Source organism: Kribbella sp. NPDC026596, from assembly GCF_040638415.1.
Classification (GTDB): Bacteria; Actinomycetota; Actinomycetes; order Propionibacteriales; family Kribbellaceae; genus Kribbella.
Genome location: NZ_JBEZYF010000080.1, coordinates 23,345 through 39,234, shown reverse-complemented (window position 1 = coordinate 39,234; position 15,890 = coordinate 23,345). Strand labels below are relative to the sequence as shown.

11 protein-coding genes are annotated in these 15,890 nt (G+C 65.9%); 6 read left to right on the top strand and 5 right to left on the bottom strand.

Annotated features, from left to right (window positions below; all coding sequences use genetic code 11):
* The 3 genes from AB0E63_RS40065 to AB0E63_RS40055 form a co-directional block, all read right to left on the bottom strand.
* Window positions 1–1,297: glycoside hydrolase family 36 protein (locus AB0E63_RS40065; protein ID WP_360378158.1), on the bottom strand; the 1,297-nt coding region annotated here is incomplete at its 3' end.
* Between the two features lie 9 nt (window positions 1,298–1,306).
* On the bottom strand, window positions 1,307–2,056 hold the full coding sequence (locus tag AB0E63_RS40060; protein ID WP_360378156.1) for a FadR/GntR family transcriptional regulator: 750 nt from the start codon (window positions 2,054–2,056) through the stop codon (window positions 1,307–1,309).
* A complete protein-coding gene (locus AB0E63_RS40055; RefSeq protein WP_360378153.1) occupies window positions 2,053–3,372 on the bottom strand; it encodes an L-fuconate dehydratase in 1,320 nt (439 codons plus the stop codon). Before AB0E63_RS40055 ends, AB0E63_RS40060 begins: the two co-directional genes overlap by 4 nt.
* A gap of 140 nt (window positions 3,373–3,512) precedes the next feature.
* On the opposite strand from AB0E63_RS40055, the gene AB0E63_RS40050 reads away from it, so the two are divergent.
* The 6 genes from AB0E63_RS40050 to AB0E63_RS40025 all read left to right on the top strand — a co-directional run bounded on the left by AB0E63_RS40050 (window position 3,513) and on the right by AB0E63_RS40025 (window position 12,021).
* Window positions 3,513–5,888, top strand: a complete 2,376-nt coding sequence (locus tag AB0E63_RS40050) for a glycoside hydrolase family 95 protein (protein WP_360378150.1) — start codon at window positions 3,513–3,515, stop codon at window positions 5,886–5,888.
* Between the two features lie 25 nt (window positions 5,889–5,913).
* Entirely contained in the window at window positions 5,914–6,900 is a 987-nt protein-coding gene (locus AB0E63_RS40045; RefSeq protein WP_360378147.1) for an ABC transporter permease subunit, read from the top strand.
* Window positions 6,897–7,847 (top strand): carbohydrate ABC transporter permease, encoded by a 951-nt coding sequence (locus AB0E63_RS40040; protein WP_360378144.1) that lies wholly within the window; start codon window positions 6,897–6,899, stop codon window positions 7,845–7,847. Before AB0E63_RS40045 ends, AB0E63_RS40040 begins: the two co-directional genes overlap by 4 nt.
* Before the next feature lie 139 nt (window positions 7,848–7,986).
* On the top strand, window positions 7,987–9,570 hold the full coding sequence (locus tag AB0E63_RS40035) for an ABC transporter substrate-binding protein (protein ID WP_360378141.1): 1,584 nt from the start codon (window positions 7,987–7,989) through the stop codon (window positions 9,568–9,570).
* A 64-nt stretch (window positions 9,571–9,634) separates the two neighbouring features.
* Window positions 9,635–11,062 carry an alpha-L-fucosidase gene (locus AB0E63_RS40030; RefSeq protein WP_360378138.1) on the top strand — a complete coding sequence of 476 codons (1,428 nt, stop codon included), beginning with the start codon at window positions 9,635–9,637 and terminating at the stop codon, window positions 11,060–11,062.
* 11 nt (window positions 11,063–11,073) lie between these two features.
* Window positions 11,074–12,021, top strand: coding sequence for a glycoside hydrolase family 43 protein (locus tag AB0E63_RS40025; RefSeq protein WP_360378136.1), 948 nt, complete (start codon window positions 11,074–11,076; stop codon window positions 12,019–12,021).
* A gap of 88 nt (window positions 12,022–12,109) precedes the next feature.
* Here AB0E63_RS40025 and AB0E63_RS40020 read toward each other — a convergent pair whose 3' ends face one another.
* Entirely contained in the window at window positions 12,110–14,728 is a 2,619-nt protein-coding gene (locus tag AB0E63_RS40020; RefSeq protein WP_360378134.1) for a right-handed parallel beta-helix repeat-containing protein, read from the bottom strand.
* Window positions 14,729–14,855: 127 nt separating this feature from the next.
* Window positions 14,856–15,875, bottom strand: coding sequence for an aldo/keto reductase (locus AB0E63_RS40015; RefSeq protein ID WP_360378132.1), 1,020 nt, complete (start codon window positions 15,873–15,875; stop codon window positions 14,856–14,858).
* Window positions 15,876–15,890 lie beyond the last annotated feature (15 nt).

Genomic DNA, 15,890 nt, shown 5'->3' with positions numbered 1-15,890 from the left:
AGAAGCCGACGCCGAAGTCGGTGACCAGCCGGTCGACCGTGTCGTCGAGGTGCTGCCGAGCCAGCGGGTTGCGCAGGTCGAGCAGGTAGCGGCCGGACTCTGCGACCCGAGTGCCGCGGCGAGTGAGGAACGCGTCGTCGGGGAGTTCGCGGGCGATCGGCGCGTGGACCCCGATCACCTCGGGCTCGAGCCAGAGGCCGGGCACCATGCCGTGTGAGTGGATCCGGTCGATCACCTCGGTGAGCCCGTTCGGGAACCGGGTGGTCGACGGTTGCCAGGCTCCGACGGTGTTCCACCAGTCACCGTCGGCGTACCATCCGGCGTCGATGCAGAAGTAATCCGCCCCCACGTCCGCGGCCGCGTCGATCAGCGGCAGAAGTTTCTCGGTCGTCGGATCGCCCACGAGGGTGTTCATGTAGTCGTTGAAGATCACCGGCATCCGGTCGTCGATCGGACGTCGGTTGCGTACGGCGCGGCGTTGACGGGTGAGTGCGGCGAACACACTGTCTCGATCCGTTCCGACGACGAGTGACACGGGAACCGTCGTGAATGGCTTGCCGGCTGTGAGCTCGACACTCCATTGATGTTCCTGGTCGGTGGGGCCGCTGAGCAGCAAGTAGCCGCCACGCCGGGTCTCGCCGATCTCGTAGTGCCACGGTCCGTTGTGCTCGATCTGCCAGCCGAGGGCGTACGGCGTACCCGACTCGACGAGCACACCGACGGGCAGCCGCTCCCCGCTCGACCATGAGCCGGTGTTGGTCACCGTCTGCCGGCTTCGGGCGACGTGATGATGCGGATCGCGGACGATGTTCGCCAGTGCCTCAGCGCGCAGTGGCCGGGCTGACCATCGGTTCTCCGCCATCCAGCTGTTGGCGGCGGAATACAGCTCGGCGTCGATCGACGCGAGGCCGACGACCAGGGACGACAGGAACGTGAGTTCAAGCCTCCCCGGGCCGGCTATCGAGGCTTCGGACCAGGCGCGTACGCCGGCGCGGGCTTCGAGCACAGTGGTGACGCGCAGACCGGTGGTGGGCTCCTCCTGAGTGATCTGCAACGTCGTCTGGGTTTCCTCGTGACGGACGTAGCGCAACTGTTGCCCAAGACTGGTGTCGACGTGCCGGTTGGTGCTCGGCGAGAGTCCGTGCCCGACGGCGGAGACCTCGACGAGTGGCTGGCTGGGGTCCGCCTCTCTGCCGTCCGGCTGTGAGGCTGGGCGTACGGCGATGAGCCGCACCGGGCCGTCGTCAAGCGCGAAGGTGAGTGTCAGGTCAGGCGTACTCCAGCGCAGCAGCTTCATCCACAGCTCTCATTTCGTGGTCGGGCTCACGATGCTTCGTTCGCGGAGGTAGTCCTCGACGGTGAACAGGTGGGCTGCCATCCGGGTGCGTGCCCGGTCGGGGTCCTGGGCTGTCAGTGCGGCGAGGATCGAGAGGTGCTCGCGGTGGGCGGTCTCGTCGGCGCCGGGCTGGGAGATGGATCGGCGCAGCCGGTCGCGCATCGTTCGTCCACCCAGCGCGTCGATCAGCGCGGCCAGCACAGGGTTGCAGGCCGCCTCCGCGATGATGCGATGGAAGGCGATGTCGTTCTCGATCACCGTCTCGTGGTTGGGCTCGTCGAGTGTCAGTTGGGCTTCGTTGTGGCGCAACAGTTCGGCGGCGGCGTCGAGCTCCGCGGAGCCGATCCGCAGCGCGGCCGCGGCGGCGGCTTCGGTCTCCAGGATCCGGCGTACTGCGTGCAGGTGATGGGTCCCGCTGCCGTCCTGCAGGTCGACAACGAAGCCGAGCGGGGCCAGCAGCATCGAAGAATCCAGCTTGGTGACATAGGTACCGTCACCTTGGCGCGTCTCGAGGACTCCCATCATCGACAGGGCGCGCACCCCCTCGCGCAAGGGGTTCCTGGACACGCCGAATGCCGCCGCGAGGTCCTTCTCGACGGGAAGCCGGTCGCCCGGCCGGAGCCGGCCGTCGATGATCATCTGCCGGATGCTCTCGACTACGACGTCGGTCTGTGAAACGCCGGGGGTGCGCGACTGCTCGGCCAGCTTGCCGGGGGTCATGGAAGTGGCTCACTGTCCGCGCGGGCTGCCCAGTAGGCACCGTCCGGGAACTGATAGGTCTGCAGTGACGCTCTGTACATCTCGGCACTGTAGCCCGGTGTGCTCGGAAGCACGTACGCACCGTTCCGGATCACGCAGGGGTCGACGAAGTGTTCGTGCAGGTGGTCGACGTACTCGGTCACGCGGCGGTCGAGGCTGCCTGATACGGCTACGTAGTCGAAGATCGCAAGGTGCTGGACGAGCTCGCACAGGCCGACACCACCCGCGTGTGGGCAGACCGGTACGTCGAACACCGCGGCGAGAAGGTAGACCGCGAGTACTTCGTTGACGCTGCCGAGGCGGGCTGCGTCGAGCTGGCAGTAGTCGATGGCGCCGGCTTGGAACATCTGCTTGAAGAGCACCCGGTTCATCCCATGCTCGCCGGTGGCGACGCCGATGGGCGCCACGGCCTTGCGGATCGCGGCGTGACCGAGGATGTCGTCGGGACTGGTCGGTTCCTCGATCCACAGCGGGTCGAACTCGGCCAGCGCCTTGACCCATTCGATCGCCTGCGGCACATCCCACACCTGGTTCGCGTCAATCATCAGGTGACCGTCCGGCCCGAGAACCTCGCGGGCGATGCCGCAGCGCCGGATGTCGTCGTCCAGGTCGGCGCCGACCTTGAGCTTGACGTGTTTGTAGCCTGAGGCAACGGCTTCCTCGCAGAGCCTGCGCAGTTTGGCGTCGGAGTACCCGAGCCATCCGGCGGAGGTGGTGTAGCACGGGTAGCCGGATGCCTCGAGTTCCTCGATTCGTTGCTTGCGGCCCAATTCTTGCTGTTTGAGCAGGGTGACAGCTTGTTCCGGTGTCAGCACGTCGGTGAGATACCGCAGATCGGCGGCCTCGACGAGTTGTTCGGGCGACATGTCCGTCAGCAGCCGCCAGAGTGGTACGCCGGCCCGTCGCGCAGCCAGATCCCACACCGCGTTCATGACCGCGGCCAGGGCCAGATGGATGACGCCCTTGTCCGGGCCGAGCCATCGCAGCTGGCTGTCCGACTGCAGTTCGCGGTAGGTCCCGCCGAGGTCTTCACACAGTTCGCCGACGTCTCGCCCGACCAGTGGCTCGGCGCGCTGAGCGGCGGCGGCGACGCACAGGTCGTTACCGCGCCCGATGGTGAAGGTGAAGCCGTGCCCGGCGAGATCCGGGTCGTCGGTGTGCAGGACGACGTAGGCCGCGGAGTGGTCGCCGTCCTTGTTCATCGCGTCGGATCCGTCGCTGGTCAGCGAGGTCGGGAAGCGGACGTCGACGACCTCCACCGAGGTGATGCGTGGCATGGCAGGCCCCTGTCGATCAGCGATAGATGGGATCTTTCTGAGCTTTGATGCCGTTCAGTATGGACCAATGTGCGAGCGAGCGCTACGATCCCGACAATTCATAGGATTAATACCTCGTCATCTCGACGGAGGACCGTGGTATGGGCAACCTGGTGAGCTCGGACCGCTCCGGTATGCAGCGGCTGTTCTACGACCGGTCGGCTGCAACGTGGCTGGAGGCGTTGCCGCTCGGCAACGGGCGGATCGGGGCGATGTGCTTCGGTGGTATCGGCAGGGATCGGATCGGACTGAACGACGAGACTTTGTGGTCCGGCGGACCGGAGACCGCTCGCTCGTTGTCGACTCCGCTCGGTGCGACCGGTGCCGACGCCGTACAGGCTGTGCGCGAGGCGCTCGGGGACGGCGACATTCGCCGGGCGCACGAGTTGGCGCGCGGTTTTCACTCCGGCTACTGCCAGGCGTACCTGCCCCTGGGCGATCTCCTGCTCGACCTTCGTGTCGATGGCGCCACGCCTGCCGCCGGCGATGTGGCGCACTACCGGCGGGAGCTTGATCTCGATACCGCGACGGCAACGGCGGAGTTCGACATCGGCGGAGTTGTGGTGCGGCAGGAGGCCTTCGTCAGTGCGCCGGACGGTGTCCTGGTTGTGCGAATGACCGCCTCCCAGCCGGTGCTGGCGCTGACGTGCCGGTTGACATCGCAGCTGCATTCGCGAGCGCATGCGGTCGAGGACGGGCTCGGATTGCTGCTGCAGGCTCCTGCCGATGTCGCTCCTCCGCATCGCGATGTTCCGGAACCGATCCGGTACTCCGAGGGCGCGGACCGCGGCATGGAGGCGGCGATCGCACTGCGGGCCACGAGCGACGGAGAGATCCGGGCCGGCGAAACCGAGCTCACGGTCGAAGACGCAACCGAAGTCACGCTGATCCTCTCCACCGGCACTGGGTACGCCGGGCCGTCGACCTCGCCGACTCGATCGGCAGCGGACTGCTGGGCTGCCGCGGATCAGATGGTGCTGGCGGCGCGCGATCGCGAGTACGCCCAACTCCTGGCTGATCATCGGCAGGATCACCAGCGGCTGTTCCGTCGTTCGTCGCTCGAGTTGGCCGGTCCGGCAGGTCAGGCGGATCTGCCGACCGACGGCCGGGTCGCGCGAGCGGGCGACGTCGAGGACCCCGCGCTGGCGGCGTTGCTCTTCAACTACGGTCGCTACCTGATGATCGCGAGTTCGCGATCGGGCGGCCTGCCGACGAATCTGCAGGGGATCTGGAACGAGATCCTGCGGCCGCCGTGGAGTTCGAACTTCACGATCAACATCAACACCGAGATGAACTACTGGCCGGCGGAGACGACCAACCTGTCCGAGTGTCACGAACCGCTGCTCCGGTATATCGATCAGCTTGCCCAGGCGGGTCGTCGTACGGCTCGCGAACGGTACGGTTGCGGCGGTTGGACCGCGCACCACAATGCCGACGCATGGTGCTGGACGTTCCCGGTCGAGGGTGATCCGCGGTGGTCGAACTGGCCGATGGCCGGTGCCTGGCTGTCGCGCCATCTGTGGGACCACTACGCGTTCACCGGGGATCTGGAGTTCCTCGGCGAGTCGTGGCGCGTGCTGCGGGGGGCCGCGGAGTTCTGCCTGGACTGGCTGGTGGAGATGCCGGACGGCACCCTCGGTACGGCGCCGTCGACATCGCCGGAGAACGACTACATCGCCGACGACGGACAGCCCGCATCGGTGACCCGGTCGGCGACCATGGACCTGACCCTCATCTCGGATCTCTTCCAGCGGGTCGAACAGGCTGCCGAGCTGCTCGATGTTGTCGACCCCCTTGTCGCTGAGCTGTCCACTGCCCGCAAGCGACTGCCCGAGCCGCCGGTCGGTGCGCAGGGACAGCTGCAGGAGTGGGCAGCGGACCTGCTCGAAGAAGATCCGCACCACCGGCACATGTCGCACCTGGTCGGTCTCCATCCGGGCGATGCGATCACGCTGGACAGCACACCGGTCCTCGCGGCCGCGGCGGCGCGGACGTTGGACCTGCGGGGCGACGAGGCTACGGGGTGGTCGCTGGCGTGGAAGATCAATCTGCGAGCACGCCTCCGCGACGCGGTTGCGGCGCACCGCTTGGTCCGCGCGTTCCTGCGGCCCGCGGACGACACGGCGATCGGGCGACCTGGTAGCGGCGCGGGGGTCTACCCGAACTTGTTTTGTGCACATCCGCCGTTCCAGATCGACGGCAACTTCGGTGCTACGGCGGGAATCGTGGAGATGTTGCTGCACAGTCACACCGGCGAGATTCACTTGCTGCCCGCCCTGCCTGCCGAATGGCCGAGCGGGCGGGTGACGGGCCTGAGAGCTCGTGGCGGGGTCACCGTCGACATCGCCTGGACGCCAGGCAGCGTCGAAGCAGTCCTGACCGCCGATCGGGATCAGGAGCGGGTCGTACGCCACGGCGACGATCGGATGCCGGTCAGGTTGACGGCCGGCGTCGGTCACCGCGTGAGCTCGAGTTGATCGCCGGCTTGGAGGAGGAGGTTTCATGGCAACCCTGACAACCATCCGGCCACCGGCCGGTGAGACGACCCGGCCCAGGCGACGGCAGCGGGAGCGACCCGGGATCAAGGGACTACGCCGCAGCTTGCGTCGGCACTGGACGCTGTACTTGCTGATGGTCGTGCCGCTGGTCTGGTTCGCGGTGTTCAAGTACATCCCGATGTCGAACGCGGTGCTGGCGTTCAAGAGTTTCAACGTGACCAAGGGTATCTGGGGGAGCCCGTGGGTCGGCTGGCAGAACTTCGAGCTGTTCTTCCACAACCCGGTGTTCTGGACCCTGGTGAAGAACACCTTCATCCTGTCGGTCTACACCGTCGCGGCCAGCTTCCCGATCGCGATCATCCTCGCGCTGGCGCTGAACGAGATCCGCAACGGATTGTTCAAGCGAAGCGTCCAGCTGGTCACGTACGCGCCGTACTTCATCTCGACCGTGGTGGTCGTGTCGATGACGATCCTGGTGCTGTCGCCGCGGCTCGGCATCGTCAACGAGGGGCTGGGCTTCTTCGGCGTACCGGCGGTCGACTTTCTCGGGAACCCGGACTACTTCCGGCACATCTACGTCTGGTCCGATGTCTGGCAGACCACCGGGTACTCCGCGGTGATCTACCTGGCTGCGTTGTCCGGGATCGATCCGGCGTTGCACGAGTCGGCCCGGATCGACGGTGCGAGCCGGCTGCAGCGGATCCGGCACGTGGACCTGCCTGGCATCATGCCGACGGCCGTGATCATCCTGGTGCTTGCGGTCGGCAACATCATGGCGATCGGCTTCGAGAAGGCGTTCCTGTTCCAGAACCCGCTCAACCTGAGTGAGTCCGAGATCATCGCCACCTACGTCTACAAGACGGGTCTGCTGAATGCCGACTTCAGCGGGGCGACCGCGATCGGTCTGTTCAACTCGGTCATCAACCTCGCGCTGCTGCTGATGGTGAACACGATCGCCAAGCGGATCACCGGGAACGGATTGTGGTCATGAGCGTCCAGACCGAAGTGAAACCGGCGCCGAGCAAGCGGATCGAACGACGGGCAGCACGGACCCGCCGGATCCACGAACCGCGGACCGACCGGATCTTCCTGATCTGCGTGTACCTGCTGCTGGCGGTGTTCTTCGCGGTAGTCCTGCTGCCGCTGCTGTACATCGTGGCCAGCTCGTTCAGCAGTGCCGAGGCGGTGTCGTCCGGTCGGGTGCTGTTCTGGCCGGTGGAGTTCACGCTGCGCGGGTACGAGGCGGTGTTCCAGAACCCGCAGATCGTCCAGGGGTATCTGAACTCGTTGTTCTACACGGTCGTCGGCACGATCGTCAGCGTCATCATGACGATCGCGATCGCCTACCCGATGTCGCGGCGGACATTGGTCGGCCGGAACGTCGTGATGACGTTGATCCTGTTCACGATGCTGTTCACCGGCGGCCTGATCCCGACGTACCTCGTGGTCCAGTCGGCCGGCCTGCTGGACACGCGGTGGGCGCTGATCATCCCGCAGGCGATCGGGGTCTGGCAGGTCATCATCGCCCGGACCTACTTCCGGACCGCGATCCCCGACGAACTGGTCGAGGCCGCCCAGCTGGACGGGTGTGGTGACCTGCGGTTCCTGTGGTCGGTGGTGATCCCACTGGCGAAACCGATGATCGCGGTGGTCGCGCTGATGTACGCGATCATGCAGTGGAACTCGTACTTCGACGCGCTGATCTACCTGAAGAACCCGGACCTGTTCCCGCTCCAGCTGGTCCTGCGCAACATCCTCATCCTGAACACGACCGGCGGTGGAGCTGTCGACGCCTCCGTCGTCCTGCAACGCCAGCAACTGGCTGACTTGCTCAAGTACTCGCTGATCGTGGTGGCGAGCGTCCCGGTGCTGCTCATCTATCCGTTCGTCGCGCGCTATTTCACCAAGGGAATCATGATCGGCGCCGTCAAGGGCTGATCCTCCGCATCACCTCGACCCCTGTGAGGGACCTATGTCTGTACAGTTCACAAAGCGGAGGCGTGCCGCAATCGCCGGCCTGAGTCTCCTGGCACTCACGCTCGCCGCCTGTTCCGGTGGCGGCGGATCGGACGATCAGGTGGGTAAGCCATTGCCCACGATCACCGGGAATCCTGCGGTCACCCTCGATGTGTTCGCGCCGCAGTCGGCCGACTGGAACCTGGCCACGAACGACTTCACCAAGACGGTGAAGGACAAGTTCAACCTCACCATCAAGTGGCAGAACACCACCTTCGACGGCGGCCCGGCCAAGGAGAAGCGGCAGATCTCGCTGGCCAGCGGTGACTATCCGGACCTGTACCTGCTGATCCCGTGGGTCGACCAGTTCACCCAGACCGACCTGCTGAAGCTCTCGAACCAGGGTGTCGTCGTACCCCTGAACCAGTTGATCGACCAGTACGCGCCGAACATCAAGAAGGCGCTGGACGCGACGCCGGAGTGGAAGGCGATGGCGACCGCGCCGGACGGCAAGATCTACGGGATACCCCAGTGGGTCGACTGCTTCCACTGCACGTACCAGGACAAGCTGTGGATGAACTCGGCCTGGCTGAAGAAGCTCGGCCTGGAGCAGCCGAAGACCACCGAGGACATGCGCAAGGTCCTGCAGGCGTTCAAGACCCAGGACCCGAACGGCAACGGCAAGGCCGACGAAATCCCGCTCAGTGCTGACGTGCGGGACGTGCTGATCCCGTACTTCATGAACGCCTTCATCTACGACCCGCAAGGCACCAGCGGCAACAACAACTCGACGCTGGTACTGAACGACGGCAAGGTCGACATCCAGGCGAACAAGGATGGCTGGAAGGCCGGCCTGAAGTATCTGAACTCGCTCTACAAGGAAGGCCTGATCGACAAGGGCGCCTTCACCCAGAACCCGGACGCCCTGCAGCAGCAGGGCAACCACGCCGGAACGGTCGTCCTCGGCGCCGCCACCGTGCTGCACCCGGGCATCTTCGTCACGACCGGCTCGCCCGACGGACGGGACAAGCAGTACGACGCCGTACCGCCGCTGACCGGGCCGGAAGGCGCGAACTTCACCGGCTACAACTTCCCGAGCGCGCCGGGTGCGACGTTCGTGCTGACCAGCAAGGCGACGCAGGAGGAGCAGATCCAGGCGATCAAGCTGCTCGACTACATCTTCACCGACGAGGGTCAGATCAACGGCCAGTTCGGCACCGAAGGCAAGACCTGGACCAAGCCGGCGACCGGCGATGTCGCGCTGGACAAGTCGCTGACGCCGATCTTCAAGCAGATCCCGCAAAAGGCCGGAAGCAAGCCGCCGAACTCGGGTTGGGGCGCGCTGGCGCAGTACAACAACACGGCCAGGTTCCGGAACTCCGAGGCGATCAGCACCGACCTCTACTCCCAGGCGGGCTACGAGCGACGGCTCTACGAGGCGACCAAGCTGTACGCCGGCCACGAGGACAAGGCCAAGATCTACCCGTACTGGAAGGTGTGGATCGACCCGACGCAGGCCAACGAGGTCGCGACGCTGCAGACCAACATCGACAGCTACGTGCAGCAGAACGCACTCCAGTTCGTCACCGGCTCGAAGAACATCGACACCGACTGGGACGCCTACCTGAAGGGCCTCGACGGCCTCGGACTCAAGCGCTACCTCGAGATCCAGCAAACCGCCTACGACAAGATGCCCGGCAAGTAAGTCACGTCCGGACCGGCCGGAGCCCTCCGGCCGGTCCAACTTCCCATCTCACGAGGAGCGACCAGTGCCGTTCGACCCGACCTTCGAGTCTTTGACAACGTTCGAATGCCCCGACTGGTTCCGGGACGCGAAACTCGGGATCTGGTCGCACTGGGGACCGCAGTCGGTGCCGCGGTACGGCGACTGGTACGCACGCCACATGTACCGGGAGGGCAGCGATCAGTACCGCTACCACCTGCGGACCTACGGGCACCCGTCCCAGTTCGGCTACAAGGACGTCGTACAGCTGTGGAAGGCCGAGAAGTTCGACCCACACGAGCTGATGGAGCGCTTCACGGCGGCCGGTGCGCGGTACTTCGTGGCGCAGGCCGTGCACCACGACAACTTCTTCAACTACGAGTCGGCCATCCACCGCTGGAACTCGGTGAAGGTGGGGCCTGGCAAGGACATCCTCGCGCTTTGGAAGGCCGCCGCGGACGATCACGGGTTGCCGTTCGGCATCACCGAGCACCTCGGTGCCGCACTGGGATGGATGTCGGTCAACAAGGGCAGTGACCGCCACGGACCGTTCGCCGGGGTGCCGTACGACGGAACTGATCCGGCCAACCGGGACCTGTACCTCGACAACAGCCGCTACCAGCAAGATGTCGTGGTGCCCGATCCGTGGTACTGCGACGACCCCGGGTGGCACCGGCACTGGCTCGAGGCCGTGACCGAGATGATCGATCGCTATCAGCCCGACGTTCTGTACTCGGACGGGCCGCTGCCTTTCGGAGAGATCGACTACACGCCCGGTCTGCAGGCGGTGTCCCACCTGTACAACACCAGTGCACGGATCCACGGCACGAACCGTGCGGTCTACCAGCAGAAGGATCGCCGGCCCGCGATCAGCGCCGTCGGCGTGATGGACATCGAACGCAGCCAGACGCCCGGGATCCAGCCGAAGCCCTGGCAGACGGACACCTCGGTCGGAGACTGGTTCTACAACGTTCGTGACGTCTACAAGACCGCCGGCCACGTGGTGGAGATGCTCGTCGACATCGTGTCGAAGAACGGAAACCTCCTACTCAACGTGCCGCAGTTGCCGGACGGCTCGCTCGACCTCGAATGCACGCACCTGCTCGACGAGCTCGGCGCCTGGATGAAGGTCTGCGGCGAGGGTATCTACGGCACACGACCCTTCACGGTGTTCGGCGAGGGACCTTCGAGCGTGATCATCGACGGGTTCACCGAAGACCGCGTGAGCTGGACGAGTTCCGACTACCGCTTCACCCGCCGGGACAACACCGTGTACGCCTTCCAGCTGGCCTGGCCGGACGACGGCCGGGCCGTGATCCGCGCCATCGCCGGCGAATCCGTCACCGGCGTCCGCCTGCTCGGCCACGGCGCCGTACCCTTCGAGCAGGCCCACGGCATCCTCGTCGTCCGGCTGCCCTCGTCGGCGCCGCTCGAGGTGGCGAACTGCCTCGCCATCGAGCTTCGCGCAGGCTGACCGGAGTGGAGATGAAGCAGACATACGCGGGTTACCTCTTCGCGCATTTCAAGCGTGAATCAGTCGACGGCGAGCAGATCTACTTCGCCTTGAGCGACGGCAACGACCCGCTGCACTTCGACGACCTCAACGACGGCAAGCCAGTCCTGTACTCCACCTTTGGTGAAGGCGGTGTCCGCGACCCGCACATCGTGCGTTCCCCGGACGGCGACCGGTTCTACCTGATCGCGACCGATCTACGCCTCTACGTGAGTCTGGATTGGGACCGGCACCAGCGCCGGGGCAGCCGCTCGATCATGGTCTGGGAGTCGGCGGACCTGGTGAACTGGGGAGAGGGTCGGCTCGTCGAGGTCGCGCCGCCCGAGGCCGGCAACACCTGGGCCCCGGAGGCGGTCTGGGACCCCGAACAAGATGCCTACCTCGTCCACTGGTCCTCGACGCTCTACGACAACGCCGAACACGAGGGCGAGAGCTACAACCGGATCATGTACGCCACCACCCGCGACTTCCGCGAGTTCTCCGAGCCGCGCGTATGGATCGACCGAGGTTGGCAAACGATCGATACCACCGTGATCGATCATGACGGCGTCTACTACCGCTTCCTGAAAGACGAACGCAGCCGCGGTGGCGAGGCGCCGTTCGGCAAGACGGTGTTCTCTGAGACATCGACCTCGCTGACGGCCGCCGAGTGGAAGCCGCTGACCGAAGGCATCGGCCTGGGCGCGATCACCCAGGGCGAGGGACCGCTGGTCTACAAGTCGAACACCGAGAACAAGTGGTACCTCTGGATCGACGAGTTCACCCCGGAACGCCGCTACGTCCCCTTCGAGACAACCGACCTCGCCGGCGGCTCGTGGATCCCGTCCAAGGACCACCGGTTGCCGCAAGATCCCTGCCACGGCGTAGTACTGCCGGTGACCCCCGAAGAGTACGAGCGCCTCGCAGCCGCTTGGACCTGACACACGGACCCGCTGATTTCCAGCCGCAGGCCTCCCACCCGGGGGGGTGGAAGGCCTGCGGTCACCAGTGGGATGCAGGTCGCGTGGCCTAGCCGGCGAACTGCACGGAGTCGAACTGGTTGATTGCGGACTGGGTCACGTCGTGCGAGGTGGAGAAGATTCCTGCGTCCTGCTGTGCTGCGGCCGAGGGCAGGGTTACCGGCGCGCCGATCGGGACGTAGTTCTGACCGTCGTAGGAGTACGAGGCGCTGTACGACGTTCCGGATCGGGCGAGCTTGACCCAGACGGGACGGTAGCTGTCGACGGTCGCGCGAGCGTCGGTGTCCAGGTAGCCGTCGCCGTTGGCGTCCCACTCGAAGACGACACCGTTGCGGGCGGTGGCCGCGACGACGGCATAGCCGGCCGAAGCTCCCGCCTTCGTCATGTCATTGCGGACCATGACTCCGGACTTGGCCCAGACGTTGGCATCGTTGACCGAGACGACCCGGGCGGAAAGGCTCGCCTGCGGTGCGAACGAACCGGCCCGGTAGATCGAGCCGAACTGGTCGTCGTGCTGACCGCCGGCGCCCCAGACGTCGGCGCCGGCCGCCGCAATCCCGAAGCCGTCGCCGCTCTGGCCGAAGTACGAGCTGACAGCGGATGCCCCGGCAGTGGCGAACCCGGGTGCGACGGCCGCATCGACCGGGCAGCCGCTGAAGCCGAACTGGTTCGCGTTGAGCGAGGTCCGGTATTGCGGTGCGACGCCCGCGGCGCAGATCACGTCACGTGCGCCCGCGGGCCAGTTGGCACCGCTGATCTTCAGGTTGTTGATCAGCTTGTTGTTGTGTGCGACGGCGTTGGGCGTGGAGGCACCACCGGAGTTGTACCAGTTGTTCTGAATGACGTTGTCGCTGGTGTTGTTCCGGAGGCTGGAGGCGTTGGTGAACACGAACGAACCGCCCTGGACCACGTTGTTCTCGTAGGTCATCGAACGCGAACCCTCGTCGAGGTACAGGCCGACGCCCGAGATGTTGAACAGGTAGTTCTGGCTGACCACCGTGCCGGGGCTCGCCGACAGGTTGTAGACCGATCCGCCGTCGGCGAAGCGTGCCTTCGTGTTGTGCACGAGGTTGCCCTCGACGCGGTTGTCCTTGAGCGTGGTCGGTGTCGAGTACAGGGTGTTCCAGTTGTAGTAGCCGCGGTCGACATAGTCGTTCGATCCTCCGGCGTCGTTGATGCCCCAGCCGTAGCCGGTGTCGATGCCGTCGTAGGGGACGTTGGAGACCTCGTTGTGGAGGATCCTGGCATCGGTGACGTAGGTGCTGAGGATGCCGCTGTTGTCCTTGTAGTCCACCCCGACCCGGTTGATCGTGTTGTTCTCGATGAGGATGTCCCGGTTGGTCATCCTCGGGTCGCTGGGGTGGTGGGCGTCGGGCAGTACTCCGCCGACCGCGACGCCGTGGCCGCTGTTCTCCACGAACCGGTTGCCGACCACATCGATGTCGCTCGCTCCGAGCCCGACTCCGGTCACGGTGGCGTTCGCGTCGTTGCCGATCCCCAGCGCCGACTGTCCGAGGTTGGTGAAGGTGTTCCCCGTGAACGAGATGCGGCTGGCCGCCGATACCTGTACGGCAGCGGGTTCCTGGTACCAACTGGTGCGCGCCCGTTCGAACATTTCACAGCCGCGCGAGCAGCTCGTGAACGCGTCGGCGGGCCGATAGTCGTAGGCGCCCTTGATGAACAGCCCGTTCTGCTGGTCGGCGTACCCGTCGGTCGAGGGGCCGAGCCACGACGTACCGGAGAACTGGATCCCCTCGAAGGCGAGCCCGGTGACCGGCTGGTCGTAGGTGTCGCCAATGCTGATCAGCGACTGCAGCCGGGGGAGTTCGACGTCCAGCTGGTTCGGGTCCACACCGTCAGCCGGCTTGTAGTAGAGCCTTCCGCCCGTCGGGTCGATGTACCACTGACCGACCTGGGTGAGGAAGCTCAGCGAGTTGTCGAGGTACCAGGACGGCCCGGCCAGGAACGACCTCTGGACCGTGTCCCAGCCCCAGGTGTTGTTGTTCCAGGCCGGCTGCGCCATCGTGATCTCGGTCGCGCTGATGCTCTGAACCGGTGAGTACCGGTTGGTGAAGTCGCCCAGTGACTCGAACTCGATCCGGCTCTGGTCGGGAAGTGTGGCGAGATAGCTCAGGGCCGGGTTCTTGAGGGTAAGACCTGTCGCCGTGGGGGTGACGTCCGCGTTGGCGAGGCGGATGGACGCGCGCGGAGCGATCACGCCGTTCACGTACAGCTGACGGGTGTCGAGGCCGCTCGGGGTGTCCGCCACCCAGATCCCGGGGCCCGCGTCGGATTTGGACCAGCCGGTGACCTTCGACGCGCCCGTGATGACGGGGTGAGCGCCGGGCGCGGCAGTCCAGTGGATGGTGTGATCGCCGCCGCTGTCGTCGGCTCCGAACCGGAGCGGCGCCGACAGGCGGTAGTTGCCGTCGGCAAGTTGGATGGTCACGTCGCCGTGCTTCACCGCCGGACGGATCACCTTCTGCGCTCGCTCCAGCGAGCACGGCTTCGCCTGGCTGCAGTGTGCGGAGTCCTTGCCGTCCGGCGCCGCGTAGTAGACCGTCGCGGGCGCGGCCTGCGCACTCAACGGGGTGAGCGCCGCGGCGATGACGGCGCCGGCGCCGAGCAGCGCGAGGACGGCCGATCTGCGGCCTCTGGTCGTGGTCATCGAGCGTCGCGATTCAGACCTCAATGTCATGTTCGATCGCTTCCTGTTCTAGGGGGCGTCGATACCCCGGAACAGAGTTAGCATACGTATGATGTTTGCGACAAGAGGTCGTCTGACGTGGACGTGCCTAGCTGGACCGGGCGGGATCTGGAGCGAGACCGCTCGAGTGCAGCTCCTCCCACAGCGATTCCGGGATGTCCTCCCGATAACGGTTCACCGTGCTCCGCATGTGCTCCTCGGTGCGCATTCCGGTCACGACCGACACGACCGCGGGATGACGCAAGGGGTACTGGACGGCGGCCGCTGGAAGGCTCACACCGTGCCGTGCGCAGACCACGGCGACACGGATCGCCAGCTCGACGACGGCCTTCGGCGCCTGCTCGTAGTCGTAGTGCGCGGAGCTGTCCACCGTCGCCGTACTGAGCAGGCCGGAGTTGTAGACCGCTGCGGCGACTACGCCGACGCCGCGCTCACGGGCAATGGGCAGCAGATCGTCAAGAGCCGACTGGTCGAGGAGTGTGAACCGCCCGGCGACCATCACGACATCGACGTCCGTCCGCCGGACGAACTCGGCCAGCATCGCCGACTGGTTCATGCCGGCGCCGATCGCGCCGACAACGCCCTGGTCCCGCAGCTCCATCAGGGCGGCGATTCCGCTGGACGAGGCCGGCTCCCAGTGGTCGTCGGGATCGTGCAGGTAGGCGATGTCGAGCCGGTCCGTACCGAGTCGGGCGAGTGACTGCTCCACGGAACGGAGGATCCCGTCCCGACTGAAGTCCCAGACCCGCCTCGTCCTCGCAGGTACGACGAACCCGTCGTCGTCGAGCCGATCGGCCGTCTCCGGGCTCTCCACCAGCAGGCGGCCCACCTTCGAGGAGATGAGGACGTCGGCGGCGGTATCGGCCAGGGCACGTCCGAGCCGGTGCTCGGAAAGACCCAGGCCGTAGTGCGGTGCGGTGTCGAAGTAAAGGATCCCCTCGTCGAGCGCGGACCTGACGGCGCGCGTCGATCGTTCGTCGGTCGTTTCCCTGAACAGGTTGCCGAACTGGGCAGCGCCCAGGCCCAGCTCTGTGAGCTGGTGGCCAGTACGGAGGCGCCGGGTCGGCAGCGGCTGCGCGAACGCGCCGGGAAGGTGGTCGCTGTGCATGGACGCGGAGTGTAT

Coding starts and splice junctions, on each gene's coding strand:
- AB0E63_RS40060 (WP_360378156.1), bottom strand. CDS start 2,056: ATGACCCCCGGCAAGCTGGCCGAGCAGTCGCGCACCCCCGGCGTTTCA.
- AB0E63_RS40055 (WP_360378153.1), bottom strand. CDS start 3,372: ATGCCACGCATCACCTCGGTGGAGGTCGTCGACGTCCGCTTCCCGACC.
- AB0E63_RS40050 (WP_360378150.1), top strand. CDS start 3,513: ATGGGCAACCTGGTGAGCTCGGACCGCTCCGGTATGCAGCGGCTGTTC.
- AB0E63_RS40045 (WP_360378147.1), top strand. CDS start 5,914: ATGGCAACCCTGACAACCATCCGGCCACCGGCCGGTGAGACGACCCGG.
- AB0E63_RS40040 (WP_360378144.1), top strand. CDS start 6,897: ATGAGCGTCCAGACCGAAGTGAAACCGGCGCCGAGCAAGCGGATCGAA.
- AB0E63_RS40025 (WP_360378136.1), top strand. CDS start 11,074: ATGAAGCAGACATACGCGGGTTACCTCTTCGCGCATTTCAAGCGTGAA.
- AB0E63_RS40020 (WP_360378134.1), bottom strand. CDS start 14,728: ATGACCACGACCAGAGGCCGCAGATCGGCCGTCCTCGCGCTGCTCGGC.
- AB0E63_RS40015 (WP_360378132.1), bottom strand. CDS start 15,875: ATGCACAGCGACCACCTTCCCGGCGCGTTCGCGCAGCCGCTGCCGACC.